Source organism: Scytonema sp. NUACC21 (assembly GCF_054684315.1).
Map to the genome: position 1 here is coordinate 74,232 of NZ_BAAFZH010000101.1, position 19,265 is coordinate 93,496.

Consider the following 19,265-nt stretch of genomic DNA (forward strand, 5'->3'; position numbering starts at 1 on the left):
CACAACCAACACTGCGTAGCGTTAATTTGGAAAATTAGTATAACTCCAAAATCCCAAATTGGTATGACACAATACCATTATCAAGTGGGAGGAAGCCTCCCTCAAGACGCACCCACCTACGTAACTCGCCAAGCAGACCAGGACATTTACGAAAGTTTAAAGGCGGGAGAATTTTGTTACGTACTCAACTCCCGACAAATGGGCAAATCCAGCTTGCGAGTACGGGTGATGGATCGATTGCAAAAAGAAGGCATTGCTTGCGCTGCCATTGATATAAGTGTTGTAGATGCAACACCAGAGCAATGGTATGCAGGAGTCATTGATAGCATAGCCAGCAGTTTTTATTTATACGAATTTCATATAGATGATTGGTGGGAGAGCCATTCTTTACTACCCCTACCCCAGCGCTTCAGTAAATTTCTTCAAGAAATATTACTAGAATCTATTGATACTAATATTGTTATTTTTATTGATGAAATTGACAGTATCCTCAGTTTAAAGTTCAACACCAATGACTTCTTTGCCATCATTCGCGAATGTTACAATCGACGAGCAGACCAACCAGACTATCGCCGCCTCACGTTTGCAATCTTAGGTGTCACAACACCAAGAGATTTGATACAAGATAGACAACGAACACCCTTTAACATCGGACGAGCAATTGATTTAACGGGATTTCAACCACAAGAAGCAGAACCCCTAGCACGGGGACTTGTAGCTGTAGGCGATTCCCAAGCCTTGATGCAATCTATACTTAATTGGACGGGAGGACAACCCTTCCTCACCCAAAAGGTTTGTAAACTGGTAGTTCAATCTGTTCCACACTCCTCAATTACAGAGTGGATAGAACAACTGGTACGAAAGCAGATTATTGAGAATTGGGAAGCACAAGATGAACCAGAACACCTGAAAACAATTCGCGATCGCTTACTACTGACTGGAGAAAAACGCAGTGGAAGATTGCTAGGCCTATGTCAACAAATTTTACAGCATCAAGAAGTCACAGCCGATGATAGCCCCGAACAAATAGAACTGCGGTTAACAGGATTAGTGGTGAAACGCTCAGGCAAACTGCGGATTTACAACCGCATTTATCAAGAGGTGTTTAACCGAGAATGGTGCGAACAGCAATTAGGAAAACTGCGTCCTTATGCTGAAGCAATCTATGCCTGGGTTGCTTCCAAAAGGCAAGATGAATCGCGTCTCCTGCGAGGTCAAACTCTGCGAGATGCTCAAACATGGGCAACAGGTAAAAGCTTGAGTGATGTAGATTATCAATTTTTAGCTGCCAGTCAGGAGTTAGAACAGCGTGATGTGCAAAAGCTTTTAGAAGTTACGCTTGCAAATTTAGAACTGGCAAAACAGCAACAACAGCAAGCGCAGAGGTTTTTAGAAGAAGCAGAAACAGCTCGTAAAATTGCTCTCACAGCTACGCGATTAGAACAAGCAGGTGCAGCAGCATTGCGACAGTTTTCTCTATCCAGGCAAATCGAAGGTCTTTTGCAAGCAATGCGGGCTACTCAAGAATTGAAAAGTCTGGTTAAAAATAAAGCATCTCTAGCCAATTATCCTGCTTACAGCCCGTTATTTGCTTTACAAAGCATTCTATTTAATATTCGCGAACAAAATCAATTTGAGGGTCATGAACTTTGGGTATGGAGTGTGAGTTTCAGCCCGGATGGCAAAACTTTAGCTTCCGCCAGTGATGACAACACCATCAAACTGTGGAATCTCGACACCAAAACCGAAATCACCACTCTTAGCGGTCATAGCTATTGGGTATTAAGTGTGAGTTTCAGCCCGGATGGCAAAACTTTAGCTTCCGCCAGTCCAGACAAGACCATCAAACTGTGGAATCTCGACACTGGGACAGAAATTACCACTCTCAGCGCTCATAGCAAAGCAGTCACCACAGTTCTATTCAGCCCTGATGGACAAACCCTTGTTTCTGTCGGTACAGATACAGTTATAGAAATTATTCTATGGAGTTTGAACCTAGATGATTTGTTAGCGAAGGGTTGCAATTGGCTCAAAGGTTATTTTGCCAGCCGTCCCGATAAACGGCGTGAGTTATGCCCCGATAATAAGGTTTTGTGGAATATACAGCATTTTTCAGGTAAATGAAGTACGTAGGGGCGCGGCGGCCTTGCGCCCTTACAACTGTGTGTATTGCAATGTATTGCAATGTATTGCAATACACACAGACGTTTCCAACAGCACGTCAGATAGATATGGTTTGATGGTGTAATTATGGTGTATAATTGCATCACAAGTTTAAGGAAAAGATTATGCCCCGTCAAAGCATTTCACTTACACCCCCGAATGATGCCTGGTTAAAAGCACAAGTGGAGAGTCAGGAATATGCCAGTAAAAGTGATGTGGTGAACGACCTGATACGTAAGGCTCGTGCCAAACAAGAGAAAGTTGAAGAAATCCGCCTCAAGCTAATTCAAGCAGAGCAAAGCGGCTTTATTACCCCTGACCGTCAGGAAATTCTGGCAGAATTTAAGAAAGTATTGGATTCTAATGGCTAATTACAGATTGACGCAAGCGGCTAAGGAAGACTTGCGGTAAATTTATTTTTATGGCTTAGAGACATGGGGCGAAGCAGCCGCAGACCAATACTATAATGACCTTTTTGACCGCTTTGAGCAGATAGCTGCACAGCCCTATTTATACCCCTCTGTTGATTTTATCCGCAAAGGCTATCGCCGCAGCGTATGTGGTGTGAATAGCATCTATTACCGTATTGAAAACGATGTGGTTGAAATCATGGCAATCCTTAGAAGCCAAGATACTGACATAGAGCTTGAATTTTAAAATTCTATTCGCTTCGATTATTCTCTGTCTAGAATGACAAAAGCTGTTAAGTGGCGATCGCCCCTTGTGGATGTAAAGAAACCTTGCGATTTCTTAAGAGAGGGTTAAGATTTAACTCAAATCCAGATAAAACATCTTCTCCTGAAAGCAGCGTTGGCGATTCGGCTTTAGCCGTTACGCTTCGCGTATCGCAACACTTCAACAAATTGTCCTGCACGGTATACTTCTACGTGTTGCTGTTGCGGATTAATCCCTACATTACTTTATGCCTTGAGCATACAGCCAACCATGTGCCATATATGGGTTAGCTTCAAAGGATACATCTTTAAACCCAGCAGTAGTGAGCATTTGTATCATGTCTGCGCCAGAGTAAAGGGGCGTGTCTAATTTAGCAGCTACGGCTAAATTTTCCTGCACTTTCATGGATTCCTGACTGAACTCCATAGAAATTGCTATTCGCCCGCCTGGTTTCAACACCCGTCGCACTTCTTGCAAACAAGCAATCGGATCTGACCAAAAGTAAAAAGTTTCAATGGCACAAACCTTTCGCGTATCGCAACACTTCGACAGATTGTCCTGCACGGTATACTTCTACTTGTTGCTGTTGGGGATTAATCAGCCAGCCCAGCTGTACTCCATTGTCCATATATTCCTGCATCTTAGTTTGCAGTGTTTCTAACACATCACTACTTGAGCGCAATTCCACCACAAAATCTGGTGCTATGGGCGAGAATTCGTAACGTTGCTGTTCTTCCGAAAGACTATTCCATCGCTCATTTCTAATCCAAGCAGCATCAGGCGAGCGAATCGCGCCGTTAGGTAAGGTGAAACCAGCAGAAGAATCGAAGACAACACCCAATCCTGTGCGATCGTTCCAATTCCACAATTGTGCTGTCAGTCCAGAGTTTTGTCTTCCCTTACTCGAGTAAGTGGGTGACATAGCAATGACTTCTCCAGTAGCGGTTAACTCCAAGCGCAAGTCTTGATTGGCTTGGCAAATCTCCCAAAATTTTTCATGGGTAATGCGAGGAATTTTGAGTGCTAGAGTAGTCATAGTTCCTTATCTTCCTCTGTATGCCTTAGGATTAGGAGTGGTGTACAAATATCCTTAGCATAGCTTACTAAACGTTAAGAAGTGAATGTGCGCCATAGCCCTACCTACAAAAATCGGTAACTTTAAAGCGGAAAAGGAGTAGTCTTACAATTGGTAAAGAAAACAAGATTCATCACAAAATATGGTTCAAATTATTCAAGGCAAAGATGTTACTATCGCCGCTCTCGTAGAGAAATTTAATTTACAACGTTCACAAGATGAACAATTCTTCCGAGAGTGGCAAGATAATCTACCAGAATTAAGCGAAGCTGACAAGCAAACTCTAATTGAAGTCAAAGCAGACTATCTCCATCTTTCTCAATACACCATTTTAGAACCCGTTGTCAAAATGGTGGTACTATCACCACTCTTGCGCCTTGCAGGTTTTTACACTTCCCCTTTCTACATTGCTTCAGAGCAAGAAGTTGAAATCTCTTCAGAAGACCAAGGAACAATTATTAGAGGACGTATTGATATCTTGGTTTTTCAACCTCCATTCTGGGTTCTTGTTATCGAAGCAAAACGAGCAGAATATTCCTTAGTACCAGCAATTCCACAAGCATTGGCTTATATGCTAACTAATTTAACTCCAGAAAAACCTGCTTTTGGATTTGTAACAAATGGCAGTGAGTTTAGATTTATTAAACTTGTACAAGCACAAACTCCTCAATATGCTCTATCCGATTTGTTTGCTTTAGATAGCCGTGATGATATAAGTAATGTTGTAAAAATATTAAAGCGTTTAGCTCAACTTGTCTCTGAAAAATAAATTTTTTAAAATTATATGGAAATCATGAATGGTGGTGTTGGGTTTCGTTCCTCAACCCAACCTACGTTGGATGGTAATAAATGAATGGTGGTGTTGGGTTTTGTTCCTCAACCCAATTGACGTTGGATGGTAACAAATGAATGGTGGTGTTGGGTTTTGTTCCTCAACCCAACATACATTGAGTGATGAAATATTTACAAATGACTAATGACAAATGACCAATAACAATTCTGAGTGGTTAACTTTAATTGTGCTGGTCTACTTATGCATAAGCCTACTGTTGATATCTAGTCAAAGTTACAGTACTAGAGCGCGGTCTTGTCACTTTCACATCAGGTTTTACGTGAAGTTTAAGAGTGATAGATGAGAGTTGGGGGTACTTAACAAGTAATATTTTAGCTAATTCTTTGTTGATAATTTCCCAATAATCGGTTTCATTGGGATAATTCTGTAAAAACTGTTTTATGTCTTGCTCCAGTTTGAGAAAATCTGGATACTGACCATTCTCTATTTTTTTAACATACTGGTAGTGAACATTAATATTTATGTTATGGACAAATCCATGATGAAAAATTCTATGATTTTCTAACTGAAATTCAAAATCCTCTTTCATCTCTCCAAGGTTAACCTTAAGCCCTAACTTTGGTTGAAATCTAATTTCCTGTAAATAGTCTGTTGTCAAGTTAGAGAAAATTATAATATTGCGGAAAAAACTAACTATTCCAAAATCTAACATTGTTCTTCTTCCCAAAGTAGTCATAATTCTTGTAGAATCAATTTCTAAATATAGAAATATTGACTCGTGATACAGATTTGAGAATTTGAGTTTGGGCTAAAAGCTTTGTATTTAAAGCCTTTCAGGCATTGCAAGCAATGCAGCAGTTGCATTCGCTCCTGGGGGGATTGAAATGCTAAAAGCTTTATAGTTCAAGTATTTTAGCCATGACAAGCAATACTGTATTAAGTATATTGTATAATCAAGAACAATGTTATCAGTAGTTAACTTTTCTTATCATTATCTATGATTGCAATAAAATCAATAAACGTTTATTACAAAAGGTAAGTTCTCAAAAGAAACTCATACTCGTTCTAAGTTTAAGTAAGACTCAGATAGAGGTATCCCATGAAAGCAGCAGTTATCCGCCAATACGGTTCTCCTGAAGTTTTGCAGTATGAAGAAGTGGAACGACCAAAGATTCAACCTACAGAATTACTCGTTAAAGCCCGCGCCTCTTGCGTCAATCCCGTTGATTGGAAAATCCGCCAGGGGATGTTGAAGTTTATTACGGGAAGTAATTTCCCCATCATTTTGGGATTTGACTTGTCAGGCGATGTTGTAGAAGTTGGTTCCCAAGTTAAACTTTTTAAGCCGGGGGATGCAATTTACGGAAATGTTGGTTTAAAAGGCGGGGCTTATGCAGAATTTACAGCGGTTCCTGAAACTAGTGTTGCACTCAAACCAACTAATATGACCTATGAGGAAGCTGCTGCGGTACCTGTCGCAGGGCTGACGGCTTTGCAATCGTTACGAGATTTGGGCAATATCCAATCGGGACAATCTGTCTTGATTAATGGTGCTTCTGGTGGTGTTGGAACTTATGCTGTGCAAATTGCTAAGGCTTTGGGTGCAGAAGTTACAGGTGTTTGCAGTACAAAAAACGTAGATTTGGTAAAGTCTTTAGGAGCAGACCGAATTATTGACTATACGCAACAAGATTTTACTCAGGATACTACACGGTACGATATTATTTTAGACGCTGTTGCCAAGCAGTCATTTTCTAGCTGTCAAAAAGTTCTCAAACCAAATGGAACTTATGTGACTACAGTTCCTAGCTTTGAGAGTGTAGTACAAAATATCTTGACTTTCATCCTTCCCGGTCAAAAAGCTAGGAATGTTTTGGCGGTACCCAAAACTCAAGATTTAGCTTACCTCAAGGAATTGAGCGAGGCGGGGAAACTCAAAACTGTTATCGATCGCACCTATCCCTTACAAGAAATAGTGGCCGCTCATACATATAGTGAAAGTGGGCGTGTCGCAGGCAAAATTGCAATCTCAATCTCATAGCTTATCTCACATCAGTGGTGAGTTGTACTTCTACTAACAACTCACCACTATCTACTATCCACTATCAATTTGTTATAATACAAGTCCCGGTCATTCATGTTAATCAAACTACATTTGTTATTACCTAAATTCGTATCTATACCTACAGACAAACAACCATCCAATAGAATAGAGGGACTTGTTTTTTATCGCTGAAAAGAATAAAATAGAAAAAAGTAATAGGGTATACAGAACTCTCCATTTAACCCGATTCAACTCAGGTTTGAGTACAGGTGAGTATCTGTTAATTTATGCAAAAAAATCTTGCCTAAATGCGAGCAAAGTCTTACAGGCAGGAAGATTCCTATCGAGTACAGAAATACTTATTCCCCTCCCCCATAAATACCAGCACCCCTGTCCTGAAAATACCAGCACCCCCACCCCATCAAGAATTTAAAGTCTACTTTAAATGCAGCTTTGGGGTGTCTGAGTACAACCTTAATTAATCCAATAAATACAATCAGCATCAACTGGATAACCATTTTTAGAGCCATCTGATATAAGCAGAAAACATAACCGCATGCGGCTCTTCTCACCAAACAGTACCGATGCAACAGTCACTAGACCATATCCACAACTCAAAAACTGCAAGAACGACGCATTTTGCGATCGCTAACTTACTGAAAGCAATGCTTTCTCATGTTTTTTCTGATGCAATATTAATGGATTTTCACATCATATTTGAGCGAGACCCAGCAGCGCGTAACTGGCTGGAAGTGCTGTTTTGCTATCCAGGATTGCACGCACTTTGCTTGCACCGTATTGCTCATTGGTTGCACCGTCACAACGTAACTTTTCTCCCCCGGTTTATCTCTCACTTGGGAAGGTTTTTAACGGGAATTGAAATTCACCCAGGTGCAAAGATAGGCAAAGGCGTGTTTATTGACCACGGGATGGGGGTTGTGATTGGAGAAACTGCCATCGTAGGAGACTACGCTCTGATTTACCAAGGTGTCACCCTTGGTGGAACGGGAAAAGAAACTGGTAAGCGCCATCCCACTGTGGGTAAAAGCGTTGTTGTGGGAGCAGGTGCAAAAGTTTTGGGTAATATTCAGATTGGCGATCGCGTCCGTATAGGCGCAGGTTCAGTTGTATTGCGAGATGTCCCTTCAGATTCCACAGTCGTGGGCATTCCGGGTCGAATTATTTCTCACAAGCAAGACGAACGCCTTTCTCCCCTCGAACACGGAAAATTACCCGACATCGAAGCTCGTATGATTCGCTCTTTGATAGAACGGATTGAGCAACTCGAACAAAGGCTGCAAACTCTCAAAAATGAAGTAAAGGAAAAAGAACTGGTAACAAAGGAATATTAACTATGTTGCAACCCTGTAGAGAGCAAGGCGAGCATATCGTACAGATTCCTGTAGGCGATCGCTGGCGAATTTATCACCGCTTGCAAGAATTGATGATTCCCTGTTGGTGTCCCCCCGATGGTTCTCTGCGGGTAAAGATTGATGGATGTCTGACGGCAATTCTTGTTCGCAGTACTGTATTTCAATTGATGGCAAGTCGCCAAGAATTAATTGATTGGCTAGAGCAATGTTGGCAGTTTTGAACTTTCTTCAGCAAGCGGTGAATGCTTATGGCTTAGCCTTATAAATTTTAACAGGGGTCTTCTTAAATTCATCCGCAATCCACTCAAGGTTATATGCATTTAGTTTAGTTAATAATAACTGTTTGTTGTTAACTTATAACTGATACAAGGTGTGTTTCTTATTTTTTTATTTTTTGAGAATTCAAAGATGAATTATCACGGCAATACACCATTTATCACTTTTTTAGAAGAAGAACTTGCACTGCCCGCTCAAGATATTGCGATCGCCCTAAGAAAACACAAGCTAGATAACGCACCATTATCGATGCTGCTTTGGCAATATGGGTTGGTCGATATAGAACAGCTAGAACGGATTTTGGATTGGCTGGAAGAACATCAATAGATAAACAAGATTGTAGTAATAACAACTGCAACTTATTCTGCAAGGCGATACAAAAGAGGGAGGATGTCATTATGATTTCTAGTTTAATCGCTGGATTCAGCTTATTAATTTTATCTGGAGTTGCTAATACCTATATTAGCTATTTGCTTTTTGGTAACGAAGAGGCTCCTACAGATAAAAATAATGTGTAATTGTTACGCATTTATTGTTTGCTGTCATACAGAAAAATTATGAATTTTGAATGATGAATTATGAATAGTTTTGCTTTCATAATTCATCATTCAAAATTCATCATGACTAAAGAGGTTTTCAGCTGATGAACCAAATCCTAATTAATGACACAACATTGCGCGATGGCGAACAAGCAGCCGGAGTTGCCTTCAACTTACAAGAGAAAGTGGCGATCGCTAAATTTCTCGATGCCATTGGCGTTCAGGAGTTAGAAGTTGGTATCCCTGCAATGGGAGAGGAAGAAACACGAGCAATATCGGCAATTCGTAACTTAGATTTGCAAGCCGAACTCCTTGGCTGGAACCGTGCTGTCATCTCAGATATTGAAGCATCGATAGCTTGTGGTTTGAAACGAGTACACATTTCCGTACCCGTTTCAGGAATTCACATCACAACTAAATTCCAAGGTCAGTGGCGGGTAACACTGCAACAACTTAGAGACAGCATTAGCTTTGCTCTAGATAAAGGTCTTTGGGTAGCGGTCGGAGGAGAAGATTCTTCTAGAGCAGATGAAAACTTCCTCCTAGACGTAGCTAATTACGCCCAAGAATGGGGTGCATCGCGGTTTCGTTTCTGTGACACTGTTGGCGTTCTTGACCCCTTTACCACATATCGCAAAATCAAGCAACTGGTGATGGCATTGTGTATTCCTGTAGAGATACATACCCACAACGATTTTGGGTTGGCAACCGCTAATGCTCTTGCAGGAATCAAGGCTGGAGCCTTATCAGTGAACACAACCGTCAACGGGCTGGGAGAGCGAGCTGGAAATGCAGCATTAGAAGAAGTTGTCATGTCTCTCAAACGCATTTACGGCGTAGATTTGGGCATTGACACTCCTCGTTTGTTAGAACTATCTCGACTTGTTGCCCAGGCATCAGGTTCTACCGTACCGCCTTGGAAAGCAATAGTCGGTGAAAATACCTTTGCTCACGAAGCAGGTATCCATGCTCATGGCATCTTGCAAAACCCCTTAACTTACGAGCCATTTGCGCCAGAAGAAGTTGGGTGGGAACGGCGATTGGTTGTGGGCAAGCATTCAGGTAGACATTTGGTATCAAATATTTTACAAGAACACGGTATCTTCTTGAATTCAGAAGAGACTCAATCTGTATTGGCGGCAGTGCGACAAGAGTCGGTACAGAAAAAACGCAGCTTAACCGTGCAAGAACTGTTGAATTTAGCAAAGGAACAACAAAGGTACTCCCATGCAATTGGATGAACTGGAGCTAGGTCTTGAACCAGTCTTTGATATTGGAGATAAAGTTAGACTTCGCAAATTGATTAAAAATGACGGCACTTTTCCCGGACAAGAAATAGGAGCAATCCTCGCCAAGAAGGGAGATGTTGGCTATGTCGCAAGTGTAGGCACCTTCTTACAAAGGTCATACATCTACGCTGTTCATTTCCTCGAAACCACAGGGTACATTATTGGTTGTCGCAAAAACGAACTAGAACTTGTTGAGGAAAGCCCAGAAGACGCCTCTCCTGAAGGGGAATGAGGACGGTTGGTTGACTTAGTACATCCATAATATCACTAGAAAGCGGGAAAATTTATGAAAGTTATGCTGCGTCAGAATGCTGCCGGAACGTTAGTTGTCTATGTTGCTAAGAAAGACCTAGAGGAGGAAGTGGTTAAGCAAACAGAAGGAGCAGAAGGCACTATTTTCACTTTGGCAAATGGCTGGGAACTAGAGTTTTCCAATTTGCCAGATCCGCTTAAGTTACCTCAAACTGTAGAAGCTCGGCGCATCGCATAAACCGTCCTTGGTCATTAGTCCTTAGTCTTTAGTCTTTAGTCCTTTGTCACCACAGATGACAGATGACAAATGACAAATGACAAAGGACAACCCTAACAAGCCATTATCCCGTACTATAGTTGATACATTTTCTCTATAATATAATAGCAAGGTAATTAATAATCATTATATATCTTAAGGTAAAAATCCATCTATCAGGAGAAGGTTTCCGAAAACAGACAAATATTTGTAGACTTGTGGTGTCATGCCGATAAGAGAAGAGAGATTAGGTAGGCAGAATCATGAGTGACAACAAACTAGCATCACGTCTTTATCCAACCCGTATTGATATTCCTGCAGAAGCACGCTCCAAGATAGCTGCACTTCTTAACCAAACACTAGCAGCTACGACAGATTTGAAATCTCAAACCAAGCAAGCACACTGGAATGTCAAAGGCAGTGACTTCTACCAGTTACACGAATTGTTTGATGAGATCGCAACAGAGTTAGAAGAGTTCATTGATTTGTTTGCCGAACGTATCACTGCTTTGGGTGGATACGCTTGCGGTACTGTACGTATGGCGGCAGCTGGCTCCATACTGCCAGAGTATCCTACAGAGATTATCGCTGGAATGGAGCACGTCACTGCTTTGGCAGAGCGCTTCGCACCCTATGCCAAGCATCTTCGTGAAGCCATCGACAGCACCAACAATTTAGGCGATGCTGACACTGCTGACCTTTACACTGAAGTTTCCCGCACCATTGACAAGCGTCTCTGGTTCCTAGAAGCTCATTTGCAAGCTGCTGCAAACAATACAGGAAATGGTGCCCCAGCTACCTCTCAAAATCTGGATAAAGCTGCCGCTTCGATTAGGTAGACATTATTGGGCCAAAATAGTTCTATATTTTTCTAGGTAGGGCTTTTGCCCACCATGACTGAATCTCTAACAATTGCTCGGCTGGATTAAACATCAAATCCAGCTTTTTTGTGGAAGAAGGGAACAGGGAACCAACCGACTTAGTATCTTTTTGGTAAGTACGGCACTTTTGAGTGCGTACTTTTCATTTTAAATATACTTATTTTAAGATTGAGATAGTTGAAAATGAATTGCAAGAACAACATCAGTAACGACTAAATTATTGTAGACCAATACAAAAATTCATTGCTAATTACGGACTGCAAATTTTTAATTAGAGGTAAAACTTATGGCTATCAGTTCCAACACTCATCTTATTCACGATCGCAATGCACGGGGTCAAACTAAAATAGGCTGGTTAGATAGCCGCCACACATTTTCCTTTGGTAATTTTTACGATCCAAGTCGCATGGGATTTCGCGCTCTTCGAGTCATTAACGACGATCGCGTTGTTCCCGGTGCAGGTTTCCCAACCCACGGACACCGTGATATGGAAATCCTTACCTACGTTTTGGAAGGAGCAATAGAACATAAAGATAGTTTGGGAAATGGCTCAATCATACGTCCAGGTGAAGCCCAAATTATGAGCGCTGGAACTGGTATTATGCACAGTGAGTACAATGCTTCTAAAACAGAACCCGTTCACTTTCTGCAAATTTGGATTCTTCCTAACAAACAAGGTTTGCAACCAAGGTATGAACAAAAAGCTTTTCCCATTGAAGAAAAACGTGGAAAATTGCGTTTAATTGGTGCTAAAGACGGACGTGATGGTGCAGTCACTATTTACCAAGATGTTGACCTATACACATCTATTCTGGAACCAGGTGATGTTATCAACTATCACGTTAAACCCAGTCGTTATGCTTGGTTGCAACTTGCTCGAGGTGTAGCAACTTTAAATGGTGAAGAACTCAGAGCAGGGGATGGGGTACAGATTAGCGGAGAAGAACAACTGGCGATCGCCACTAACGCAGGTGCGGAAATCTTGCTCTTCGATCTAGGCTAATGTATCTGATTGAGATAGTCCAGTTATCTCGCAAAACTAAATTAACTCTTGTGGGACGGGCAAGATGCCCGTCCTAATTTTTAATCATTCTCAGTATAATCGCGTCATTTCTTATGTTTAATTGTTTGAAATAAAACTAAAAACTCCGATCGATGGTAAACTTCAGTAACCTGCAAATAGGTAAGTACAACGTTAACATTTAGCAACAACAGGTAGCAGTTTTGCAATACAACGGCAAAATTATCTCTGTCGTCATTTTTTCTGAAGTAGACAGCAGGTATTGCTATTATGCCATCGTTGCGCTCTCAAATAAACAGCAAAAAGTGGATTGCGATCGCTCTGTGTTTCTATGCCTTTATAGCAATTGGCATTGCCGAAGGAGGTTTAGGTGTCTTAATCCCCTCTATTCAGGAAACCTACAACTTAACTTCTGCTAACATCTCCCTACTTTTCCTCAGCCAAGTGACAGGCTATGTTTTTGCAGCACTAGCAAGCAGTATCTTGAGTAGCAGTCTGGGAATGGCGCGGATGTTGCTGCTAGCATCTGCAATTCTCACCACCGCCCTTGTAAGTTATGCCCTCAGCCCTTATTGGTGGTTGATGGTTGCTATGGGAACATTCCTCGGTTTGGGAATTGGTCTGATTGATGCTGGTATTAATAGCTATATTGCTAACGAACAACAGCAGGCTGATTTGATGGGGCTACTACACGCATTTTATGGTATTGGGGCTTTGTTAGGTCCGGCAGTGGCTACCACGCTTTTAGCATTTAACTTGCAATGGAGAAGTATTTACCTAGTTTTTGCAACTTTTGTCGGGATAATGGTAGCAGGAATGCTTTGGGCAGTTGTGTATAACTACAGACCTTTAAATAAGGGCGTACAGGTGACGGAAACGAATGCGATCGCCAATATACGTATAGCCCTGACAACTCCTGCCGTATTTCTAGCTGCAATGTTCTTATTTATTTATGTGGGTACGGAAGCTTCAGTTGGAAACTGGGCTTATAGCGTACAAAGTCTCAGCCGAGGCACACCAAAGTTGCTTGCAGGTTACAGCGTCAGTGGTTACTGGGTAGGGCTCACCCTGGGACGTGCGTTGACGGGACGTATCGTTAATCGGTTGGGCGCTGTTCGTACTCTTGATAACTCCTTACTACTGCTTGGGCTTGGTTTACTTGCTTGGTGGTTACTACCAAATCAATTGCTGAGTTTACCAGTCATTGGCTTTGCGTTAGCCTCAATGTTTCCGCTAACAATATGGTTGATGCCACAACGAGTACCAGCAGCTATAGTTCCTGCGGCAATTGGATTTATGACAAGTGTTGCAAGTTTGGGTGCAGCAACTATTCCCTCTGCTGTTGGTACTTTAGCAACGCGTTTTAGCTTGGAAATTATTCCAGTTTTGATGCTTCCTTTAGCAGTTATTATGGCGATTTTACACCGTTGGTTAGTACAACATCAGGTTAGTAATGCTTGAGCGTATGATGAAGGCTGGATTATCAATACTTTAGCTATTGCCGCAAGCAGGCTCACACCTGCGGACAAAGTCTGACTCTTTACTTACTTTAGGAGAATTGACAAATATGAGAAAGTGTTATAATTCGATTTAACTCAACATTTCTTCTTGAGTTTGCACTGACGAGCCTGATTTGTATGGGTTCTGCAACCTGACCAATTTTCAAGCATCAGAAAAATAAAATACTTAAGTAAAAGCAAGATTAGAACAATTTTCGCAAAAATAGAAAAGACATCAGGGCGATTTTCTAGGTAAGCTATTTGTAGCATTCATCTTTGGATAGATTAGACAACTGGAGGAAAAAAGTATACTTGGTTAGGCTACTATATACTTTTCAGACAAGCCTTATCCAAAGAGAATAATTTCCATATAGGATTAATTCTATTTGCTTCCAGTTAAATTCTTCTTAGGTGCCTGTAAGTCATGAAATTCCCTGAGCCACAAACTCATTTTGAAGATAATCTTCCAGAGACAGCCTTAGAAGAGCCACCTCGCAGACAGCGGCGGTGGCTTTGGTTATTGATAGCCCTAGTTGTACTAACAGGCGGAGGCTATGCTCTTTGGCGTTTCCTCGTGCCAGGACAAAGCCAGCCCTCGCCTGCAAATGCTCAACCGCCAGGGGTGCGAGTAAAGATATCCACAGTACAAACAGGTATAATTGAGGAGAGTTCGGAATTTGTTGCTAACTTGGAGTCACGCCGTTCAGTTAATCTCCAACCAAGAATTCAGGGTCAAGTAGCTCAGATATTTGTTAGATCGGGAGATACAATAGCAGCCGGAGCCCCAATCGTCCAGGTCGATGCTAGAGAGCAACAAGCATCAGTCACTAGTGTTGTAGCAGCAGCAGAGGTGGCTCGATCGCAAATGGAAAATGCTCGTGCAACTCTTCAATCCCTACAAGCAGAGCGGCTATCCAACATATCTGATGTGAAATTAAATCAAGAGGAATACAACAGGTATGCCAGGTTAGCAGCCGAAGGAGCGGAATCTCGGCAGGTACGAGATCGCTACGCAAACTCTCTGGAAACTGCCCGAGCTCAGCTTCGTGCTACAGAAGCTCGGATCAAAGCACAAGAAGCGACCATTGTCCAAGCTGAAAAGTCTTTGAAGCAAGCCCAAGCCAATATCAATCAGCAGCAAGTCCAACTTCAGTACTACCAAATCACTGCTCCTTTTGCGGGAACAGTTGGAGACATACCAGTAAAAGTAGGTGATTTCGTCAATACATCCACACAACTGGCTACCATTACTCAGAATCAACCTTTGGAATTAAACATTTTTGTGCCAATTGAGCGTGGACCTCAATTGCGAAAGGGAACACCAGTGGAGGTGATGGATGCACAAGGTAAGAGCTTAGGAATGAGTAGAGTGTTTTTTATTTCACCGCTTGCTAGTAATAATACGCAAGCAGTACTCATCAAAGCTCTTTATGACAATAGCAAAAATCTACTTAGGGCAGACCAATTTGCACGCGCTAAAGTCATTTGGAGCCAACGCCCTGGAGTATTAGTTCCAACAACAGCAGTGACTCGAGTGGCAGGGGAAACCTTTGTCTATGTAGCCCAAACACCACCGCAGTCGCCGCAATCCTCTCAAAATGGATTTCAACTTGTGGCAAAGCAAAAGCGTGTGAGGCTGGGCAATATCAAAGGGAACAATTACCAAGTTCTTGATGGATTACAGCCAGGGGACAGAATTATCGTCTCCGGGTTACTGAACCTGCGAGATGGTGTTCCCATTATTCCTGAATCATAGTAATCCAGGGTTAGTAGTTAGTAGTTAGTAGTGAGTGGCAGTTTTAACCAACCACCAACCATTAACCACTAACCACTAACAATTTCCCAATACCCAAGATTTTATGTTTGTTGACTTTTTTATTAAGCGGCCTGTTTTCACCAGTGTTTGCGCCATTATTGTATTGCTAGTAGGGGCAATTAGTATTCCCACACTACCAACAGCGCAGTATCCAGAGATTAGCCCAGTTCAAATTAACGTGACCGCTAACTACGTCGGCGCTAATGCTGAAGTCGTAGAAAACACGGTGACTACTGTTTTAGAAAGGCAGATCAACGGGGTCGATGGTATGCGGTACATGACCTCAAGTAGCAGTAACAATGGCACTAGTACAATCACAGTCACATTTGATCCATCGCGCAATAAAGATATTGCAGCAGTGGATGTGCAAAATCGGGTGTCGTTAGCTGAACCGCAACTGCCAGAACTAGTACAGCGAACAGGGGTGACTGTTAGCAAACAATCTAGTGACATCCTTTTAGCAATAGGGTTGTACACCGATAATAATGAGTACAACAACGTCTTTTTAAGTAACTACGCCGATCTTTATATAGTAGATGCTCTAAGAAGAATTAACGGTGTGAGTGAAGCGCGGATATTTGGTGAACGCCGCTATGCTATGCGTATATGGCTTGACCCAAATCGCCTCGCCAGTCGCAACCTCACCGCTCAAGATGTGATTGATGCCCTCGAAGAACAAAATATTCAGGTGGGTGCAGGTCAAATCGGTCAGCAACCGTCTCCCGAAGACCAGTTGTTCCAAATAGACTTACAAGCCCTAAGTAGACTTAAGGAACCATCAGAATTTAACGAGATGGTGGTTCAAACAGGGCAGGATGGTATCCTAGTTAAGCTCAAAGATGTGGGTCGAGCAGAACTAGGAGCGGAAAATTACAACTCCTTTCTGCGATTTAGAGGTCAAGAAGGAATGGGAATTGGGATATTTTCGACTCCCGGAAGTAATGCCTTGGAAGTTGCTAGGGCCGTCAAGGAAGAAATGGAGCAAATTCGACTCCAGTTTCCACCTGGTTTAAAATATCAGGTGGCATTTGATACTACCTTATTTGTCGAAGAGTCGCTAGCAGAAGTCGTCCAAAGCCTTTTTGAAGCAGTTGGTCTTGTCATCCTCGTGATTTTCATATTCTTACAAGACTGGCGCACTACTATAATTCCTGCAGTTGTTATTCCCCTAACATTAATTGGTACTTTTGCCGTCATTAAGGTTTTTGGATTCTCCATCAACACCCTAACCTTATTTGGTTTGACCTTAGCCACAGGTCTAACAGTTGATGATGCGATCGTCGTAGTTGAAAACATCACTCGCTTGCTTGAAGAAGAAGAGATGACACCGTTTCAAGCAGCCTCTGAAGCAATGCGCGAACTGTTTGGAGCAGTCGTTGCTTCTTCCTTAGTGCTCATGGCGGTGTTTGTTCCAGTTGCCTTCTTCCCAGGCTCTACAGGAGAAATTTATCGACAATTTGCGCTGACCATTGCTTTTGCAGTGGGGATTTCAACCACTCTTGCTATCATATTGACGCCTACTCTCTCAGCCTTGCTGCTGCGTCGCGGTCAAAAACTAGGTGGTTGGATGGGTTGGCTGTTTGAGCGGTTCAATAATTTGATTGATTGGACGCGCAGACAGTACGAGCGATCGCTTATAGCTCTCAATCGTATCAGCGCAATTGTGATATTGCTCTTTGTTGCATCTTTGGTGTTTACAGGCTGGTTTTACACCCGCGTACCTACAGCGTTTCTTCCTGATGAAGACCAAGGGTATTTCATCACCATTATCCAAGGACCAGAAGGGGTTTCGCTTAACTACACCAGCAAAGTCATGCGTCAGGTAGAACAAGAAATCCTCAAATTGCCTGAAGTTGTGGGAACTTTCGCTGTAGGTGGCTTTAGTTTCAGTGGTAGTACGGCAAATAACGGTGTTGTTTTTACAACTCTTAAGCCTTGGGATGAGCGCCGCAAGCCGGAGCAGTCAGTACAGGCAATTATCGGCAATTTGATGGGAAAATTTGCAACAATTACAGATTCAAGAGTGTTGCCAGTTAACCCACCAGCTATTAGAGGTTTAGGTAGTTTTGCGGGCTTTCAATTTCAGTTACAAGATCGGAGCGGTAACAGTGGTTTGGATACTATGCTCCAATATATGGGTCAGCTCATCCAACAGGGAAATCAAACACCAGGATTGCAAGCTGTATTTAGCACTTATGCTGCAAGTACACCTCAGTATTTGATTGAAGTAGACCGTAACAAAGCTAAGGCATTACAGGTCGATATAGATGATATCTTTAACACTCTACAAAGTTACTTGGGGTCTCGTTACGTCAACGACTTTAACTATCTCCGCCGGACTTACCGAGTGTATGTTCAAGCTGACGCTGAGTTTCGCTCCAACCCTCAAGATATAGGTCGTTTGTATGTCCGTTCTGCAAACAATCAAGCCAACACTCAAGTCAATGGTCAAGCCAACGGTCAAATGGTTCCCCTCAGTAATTTGGTGAAAATCATTCCAACCACTGGGGCGCAAACAATTAATCACTACAACTTGTTTAGGTCAATTGAAATCAATGGTGCTGCAGCTCCTGGTTTTAGTTCTGGAGAAGCAATTAAAACGATGGAACAACTAGCAAAGCGAGCGCTACCAACAAATCTGGGCTATGAATGGTCAGGGATTGCGATTGAAGAGCTAGAGTCTGGTGGTCAAGCGCCCCTGATTTTTGGCTTGGGAATTGTCTTTGTCTTCTTGGTGCTAGCTGCTCAATACGAGAACTACATCGATCCTTTGATTATCATGCTCTCAGTTCCTCTAGCTGTTTTAGGAGCTCTAGCAGCACAGTTCCTACGGGGTTTGCCTAATGATATATACTGCCAAGTAGGTCTGGTAATGTTAATTGGTTTGGCAAGTAAGAACGCTATTTTGATTGTAGAGTTCGCCAACCAACTGCGTTCTGAGGGATATTCAGTTACTAAAGCAGCCATAAAAGCATCAGAACAACGTTTGCGACCTATTCTCATGACAACGTTTGCTTTTATTTTGGGTATTTGGCCGTTGCTATTCCCAGAAGGAGCAGGGGCAGCTAGTAGGCGATCTCTTGGTACAGCTATCGTTGGTGGAACATTAGTCTCTACTCTTCTAAGTCTGTTTATTGTGCCAATTCTTTATATCGTAATTGGCAAGATTCGCGTCCGCTTTGCACCACGTCGTCCTTCTTTGCAGTTAGCACCTGCTGAAGAAGATGGTCGAGTTCCTTCTGAAACTCATCGCTAGATTTAGAACCTAGGGTGGGTGGTATTCATTATTTCCTAGAGTGGTGGGCAATGCCCA

At 42.3% G+C, this 19,265-nt stretch carries 20 protein-coding genes; 16 read left to right on the forward strand and 4 right to left on the reverse strand.

The window, feature by feature from the left end:
• Window positions 1-63 precede the first annotated feature (63 nt).
• From ACYRY3_RS32830 to ACYRY3_RS32840, 3 genes are all read left to right on the forward strand, one after another.
• The gene (locus ACYRY3_RS32830; protein ID WP_460205854.1) at window positions 64-2,124 is read left to right on the forward strand and encodes an AAA-like domain-containing protein; all 2,061 of its coding nucleotides are present in this window, start codon (window positions 64-66) and stop codon (window positions 2,122-2,124) included.
• Between the two features lie 164 nt (window positions 2,125-2,288).
• Complete coding sequence (locus ACYRY3_RS32835) at window positions 2,289-2,534, forward strand: ribbon-helix-helix domain-containing protein (protein WP_460205855.1); 246 nt, start codon at window positions 2,289-2,291, stop codon at window positions 2,532-2,534.
• Between the two features lie 40 nt (window positions 2,535-2,574).
• On the forward strand, window positions 2,575-2,820 hold the full coding sequence (locus ACYRY3_RS32840) for a type II toxin-antitoxin system RelE/ParE family toxin (RefSeq protein WP_460205976.1): 246 nt from the start codon (window positions 2,575-2,577) through the stop codon (window positions 2,818-2,820).
• A gap of 46 nt (window positions 2,821-2,866) precedes the next feature.
• Here ACYRY3_RS32840 and ACYRY3_RS32845 read toward each other — a convergent pair whose 3' ends face one another.
• From ACYRY3_RS32845 to ACYRY3_RS32855, 3 genes are read right to left on the reverse strand one after another with little or no spacing between them, the layout of a single operon-like run.
• Window positions 2,867-3,037 carry a hypothetical protein gene (locus ACYRY3_RS32845; protein WP_460205856.1) on the reverse strand — a complete coding sequence of 57 codons (171 nt, stop codon included), beginning with the start codon at window positions 3,035-3,037 and terminating at the stop codon, window positions 2,867-2,869.
• Between the two features lie 41 nt (window positions 3,038-3,078).
• Window positions 3,079-3,402, reverse strand: a complete 324-nt coding sequence (locus ACYRY3_RS32850; protein ID WP_460205857.1) for a class I SAM-dependent methyltransferase — start codon at window positions 3,400-3,402, stop codon at window positions 3,079-3,081.
• Window positions 3,350-3,874 (reverse strand): Uma2 family endonuclease, encoded by a 525-nt coding sequence (locus ACYRY3_RS32855; protein WP_460205858.1) that lies wholly within the window; start codon window positions 3,872-3,874, stop codon window positions 3,350-3,352. The genes ACYRY3_RS32850 and ACYRY3_RS32855 overlap by 53 nt, the downstream gene beginning before the upstream one ends.
• 181 nt (window positions 3,875-4,055) lie before the next feature.
• On the opposite strand from ACYRY3_RS32855, the gene ACYRY3_RS32860 reads away from it, so the two are divergent.
• Window positions 4,056-4,682 (forward strand): type I restriction endonuclease, encoded by a 627-nt coding sequence (locus tag ACYRY3_RS32860; RefSeq protein ID WP_460205859.1) that lies wholly within the window; start codon window positions 4,056-4,058, stop codon window positions 4,680-4,682.
• A 274-nt stretch (window positions 4,683-4,956) separates the two neighbouring features.
• Here ACYRY3_RS32860 and ACYRY3_RS32865 read toward each other — a convergent pair whose 3' ends face one another.
• Window positions 4,957-5,442, reverse strand: coding sequence for a hypothetical protein (locus ACYRY3_RS32865; protein WP_460205860.1), 486 nt, complete (start codon window positions 5,440-5,442; stop codon window positions 4,957-4,959).
• A gap of 363 nt (window positions 5,443-5,805) precedes the next feature.
• Between ACYRY3_RS32865 and ACYRY3_RS32870 the strand changes: the two genes are divergently transcribed.
• The 12 genes from ACYRY3_RS32870 to ACYRY3_RS32925 all read left to right on the forward strand — a co-directional run bounded on the left by ACYRY3_RS32870 (window position 5,806) and on the right by ACYRY3_RS32925 (window position 19,208).
• The gene (locus ACYRY3_RS32870; RefSeq protein WP_460205861.1) at window positions 5,806-6,747 is read left to right on the forward strand and encodes an NAD(P)-dependent alcohol dehydrogenase; all 942 of its coding nucleotides are present in this window, start codon (window positions 5,806-5,808) and stop codon (window positions 6,745-6,747) included.
• A 587-nt stretch (window positions 6,748-7,334) separates the two neighbouring features.
• The gene (cysE, locus tag ACYRY3_RS32875; protein WP_460205862.1) at window positions 7,335-8,102 is read left to right on the forward strand and encodes a serine O-acetyltransferase; all 768 of its coding nucleotides are present in this window, start codon (window positions 7,335-7,337) and stop codon (window positions 8,100-8,102) included.
• A 2-nt stretch (window positions 8,103-8,104) separates the two neighbouring features.
• The gene (locus ACYRY3_RS32880) at window positions 8,105-8,344 is read left to right on the forward strand and encodes an Asr1405/Asl0597 family protein (protein WP_460205863.1); all 240 of its coding nucleotides are present in this window, start codon (window positions 8,105-8,107) and stop codon (window positions 8,342-8,344) included.
• Window positions 8,345-8,531: 187 nt separating this feature from the next.
• Window positions 8,532-8,726, forward strand: a complete 195-nt coding sequence (locus ACYRY3_RS32885) for a DUF2949 domain-containing protein (protein WP_460205864.1) — start codon at window positions 8,532-8,534, stop codon at window positions 8,724-8,726.
• A 316-nt stretch (window positions 8,727-9,042) separates the two neighbouring features.
• Window positions 9,043-10,179 (forward strand): homocitrate synthase, encoded by a 1,137-nt coding sequence (gene nifV / locus ACYRY3_RS32890; RefSeq protein ID WP_460205865.1) that lies wholly within the window; start codon window positions 9,043-9,045, stop codon window positions 10,177-10,179.
• On the forward strand, window positions 10,166-10,459 hold the full coding sequence (locus tag ACYRY3_RS32895; RefSeq protein WP_460205866.1) for a nitrogen fixation protein NifZ: 294 nt from the start codon (window positions 10,166-10,168) through the stop codon (window positions 10,457-10,459). Before nifV ends, ACYRY3_RS32895 begins: the two co-directional genes overlap by 14 nt.
• 54 nt (window positions 10,460-10,513) lie before the next feature.
• Window positions 10,514-10,717, forward strand: coding sequence for a putative nitrogen fixation protein NifT (nifT, locus tag ACYRY3_RS32900; RefSeq protein ID WP_460205867.1), 204 nt, complete (start codon window positions 10,514-10,516; stop codon window positions 10,715-10,717).
• A 281-nt stretch (window positions 10,718-10,998) separates the two neighbouring features.
• Window positions 10,999-11,574 (forward strand): DNA starvation/stationary phase protection protein Dps, encoded by a 576-nt coding sequence (gene dps, locus ACYRY3_RS32905; RefSeq protein ID WP_460205868.1) that lies wholly within the window; start codon window positions 10,999-11,001, stop codon window positions 11,572-11,574.
• A gap of 328 nt (window positions 11,575-11,902) precedes the next feature.
• Window positions 11,903-12,619 carry a pirin family protein gene (locus ACYRY3_RS32910; RefSeq protein WP_460205869.1) on the forward strand — a complete coding sequence of 239 codons (717 nt, stop codon included), beginning with the start codon at window positions 11,903-11,905 and terminating at the stop codon, window positions 12,617-12,619.
• Between the two features lie 288 nt (window positions 12,620-12,907).
• On the forward strand, window positions 12,908-14,098 hold the full coding sequence (locus ACYRY3_RS32915) for an MFS transporter (protein ID WP_460205870.1): 1,191 nt from the start codon (window positions 12,908-12,910) through the stop codon (window positions 14,096-14,098).
• Window positions 14,099-14,560: 462 nt separating this feature from the next.
• Window positions 14,561-15,892, forward strand: coding sequence for an efflux RND transporter periplasmic adaptor subunit (locus tag ACYRY3_RS32920; protein ID WP_460205871.1), 1,332 nt, complete (start codon window positions 14,561-14,563; stop codon window positions 15,890-15,892).
• Window positions 15,893-15,995: 103 nt separating this feature from the next.
• Window positions 15,996-19,208 carry an efflux RND transporter permease subunit gene (locus ACYRY3_RS32925; RefSeq protein WP_460205872.1) on the forward strand — a complete coding sequence of 1,071 codons (3,213 nt, stop codon included), beginning with the start codon at window positions 15,996-15,998 and terminating at the stop codon, window positions 19,206-19,208.
• Window positions 19,209-19,265 lie beyond the last annotated feature (57 nt).

Excerpts from the sequence above, each read along its gene's own strand:
- ACYRY3_RS32830 (WP_460205854.1), top strand. The coding sequence starts at position 64 with ATGACACAATACCATTATCAAGTGGGAGGAAGCCTCCCTCAAGACGCA.
- ACYRY3_RS32835 (WP_460205855.1), top strand. The coding sequence starts at position 2,289 with ATGCCCCGTCAAAGCATTTCACTTACACCCCCGAATGATGCCTGGTTA.
- ACYRY3_RS32855 (WP_460205858.1), bottom strand. The coding sequence starts at position 3,874 with ATGACTACTCTAGCACTCAAAATTCCTCGCATTACCCATGAAAAATTT.
- ACYRY3_RS32860 (WP_460205859.1), top strand. The coding sequence starts at position 4,056 with ATGGTTCAAATTATTCAAGGCAAAGATGTTACTATCGCCGCTCTCGTA.
- ACYRY3_RS32865 (WP_460205860.1), bottom strand. The coding sequence starts at position 5,442 with ATGACTACTTTGGGAAGAAGAACAATGTTAGATTTTGGAATAGTTAGT.
- ACYRY3_RS32870 (WP_460205861.1), top strand. The coding sequence starts at position 5,806 with ATGAAAGCAGCAGTTATCCGCCAATACGGTTCTCCTGAAGTTTTGCAG.
- cysE (WP_460205862.1), top strand. The coding sequence starts at position 7,335 with ATGCAACAGTCACTAGACCATATCCACAACTCAAAAACTGCAAGAACG.
- ACYRY3_RS32880 (WP_460205863.1), top strand. The coding sequence starts at position 8,105 with ATGTTGCAACCCTGTAGAGAGCAAGGCGAGCATATCGTACAGATTCCT.
- ACYRY3_RS32885 (WP_460205864.1), top strand. The coding sequence starts at position 8,532 with ATGAATTATCACGGCAATACACCATTTATCACTTTTTTAGAAGAAGAA.
- nifV (WP_460205865.1), top strand. The coding sequence starts at position 9,043 with ATGAACCAAATCCTAATTAATGACACAACATTGCGCGATGGCGAACAA.
- ACYRY3_RS32895 (WP_460205866.1), top strand. The coding sequence starts at position 10,166 with ATGCAATTGGATGAACTGGAGCTAGGTCTTGAACCAGTCTTTGATATT.
- nifT (WP_460205867.1), top strand. The coding sequence starts at position 10,514 with ATGAAAGTTATGCTGCGTCAGAATGCTGCCGGAACGTTAGTTGTCTAT.
- dps (WP_460205868.1), top strand. The coding sequence starts at position 10,999 with ATGAGTGACAACAAACTAGCATCACGTCTTTATCCAACCCGTATTGAT.
- ACYRY3_RS32910 (WP_460205869.1), top strand. The coding sequence starts at position 11,903 with ATGGCTATCAGTTCCAACACTCATCTTATTCACGATCGCAATGCACGG.
- ACYRY3_RS32915 (WP_460205870.1), top strand. The coding sequence starts at position 12,908 with ATGCCATCGTTGCGCTCTCAAATAAACAGCAAAAAGTGGATTGCGATC.
- ACYRY3_RS32920 (WP_460205871.1), top strand. The coding sequence starts at position 14,561 with ATGAAATTCCCTGAGCCACAAACTCATTTTGAAGATAATCTTCCAGAG.
- ACYRY3_RS32925 (WP_460205872.1), top strand. The coding sequence starts at position 15,996 with ATGTTTGTTGACTTTTTTATTAAGCGGCCTGTTTTCACCAGTGTTTGC.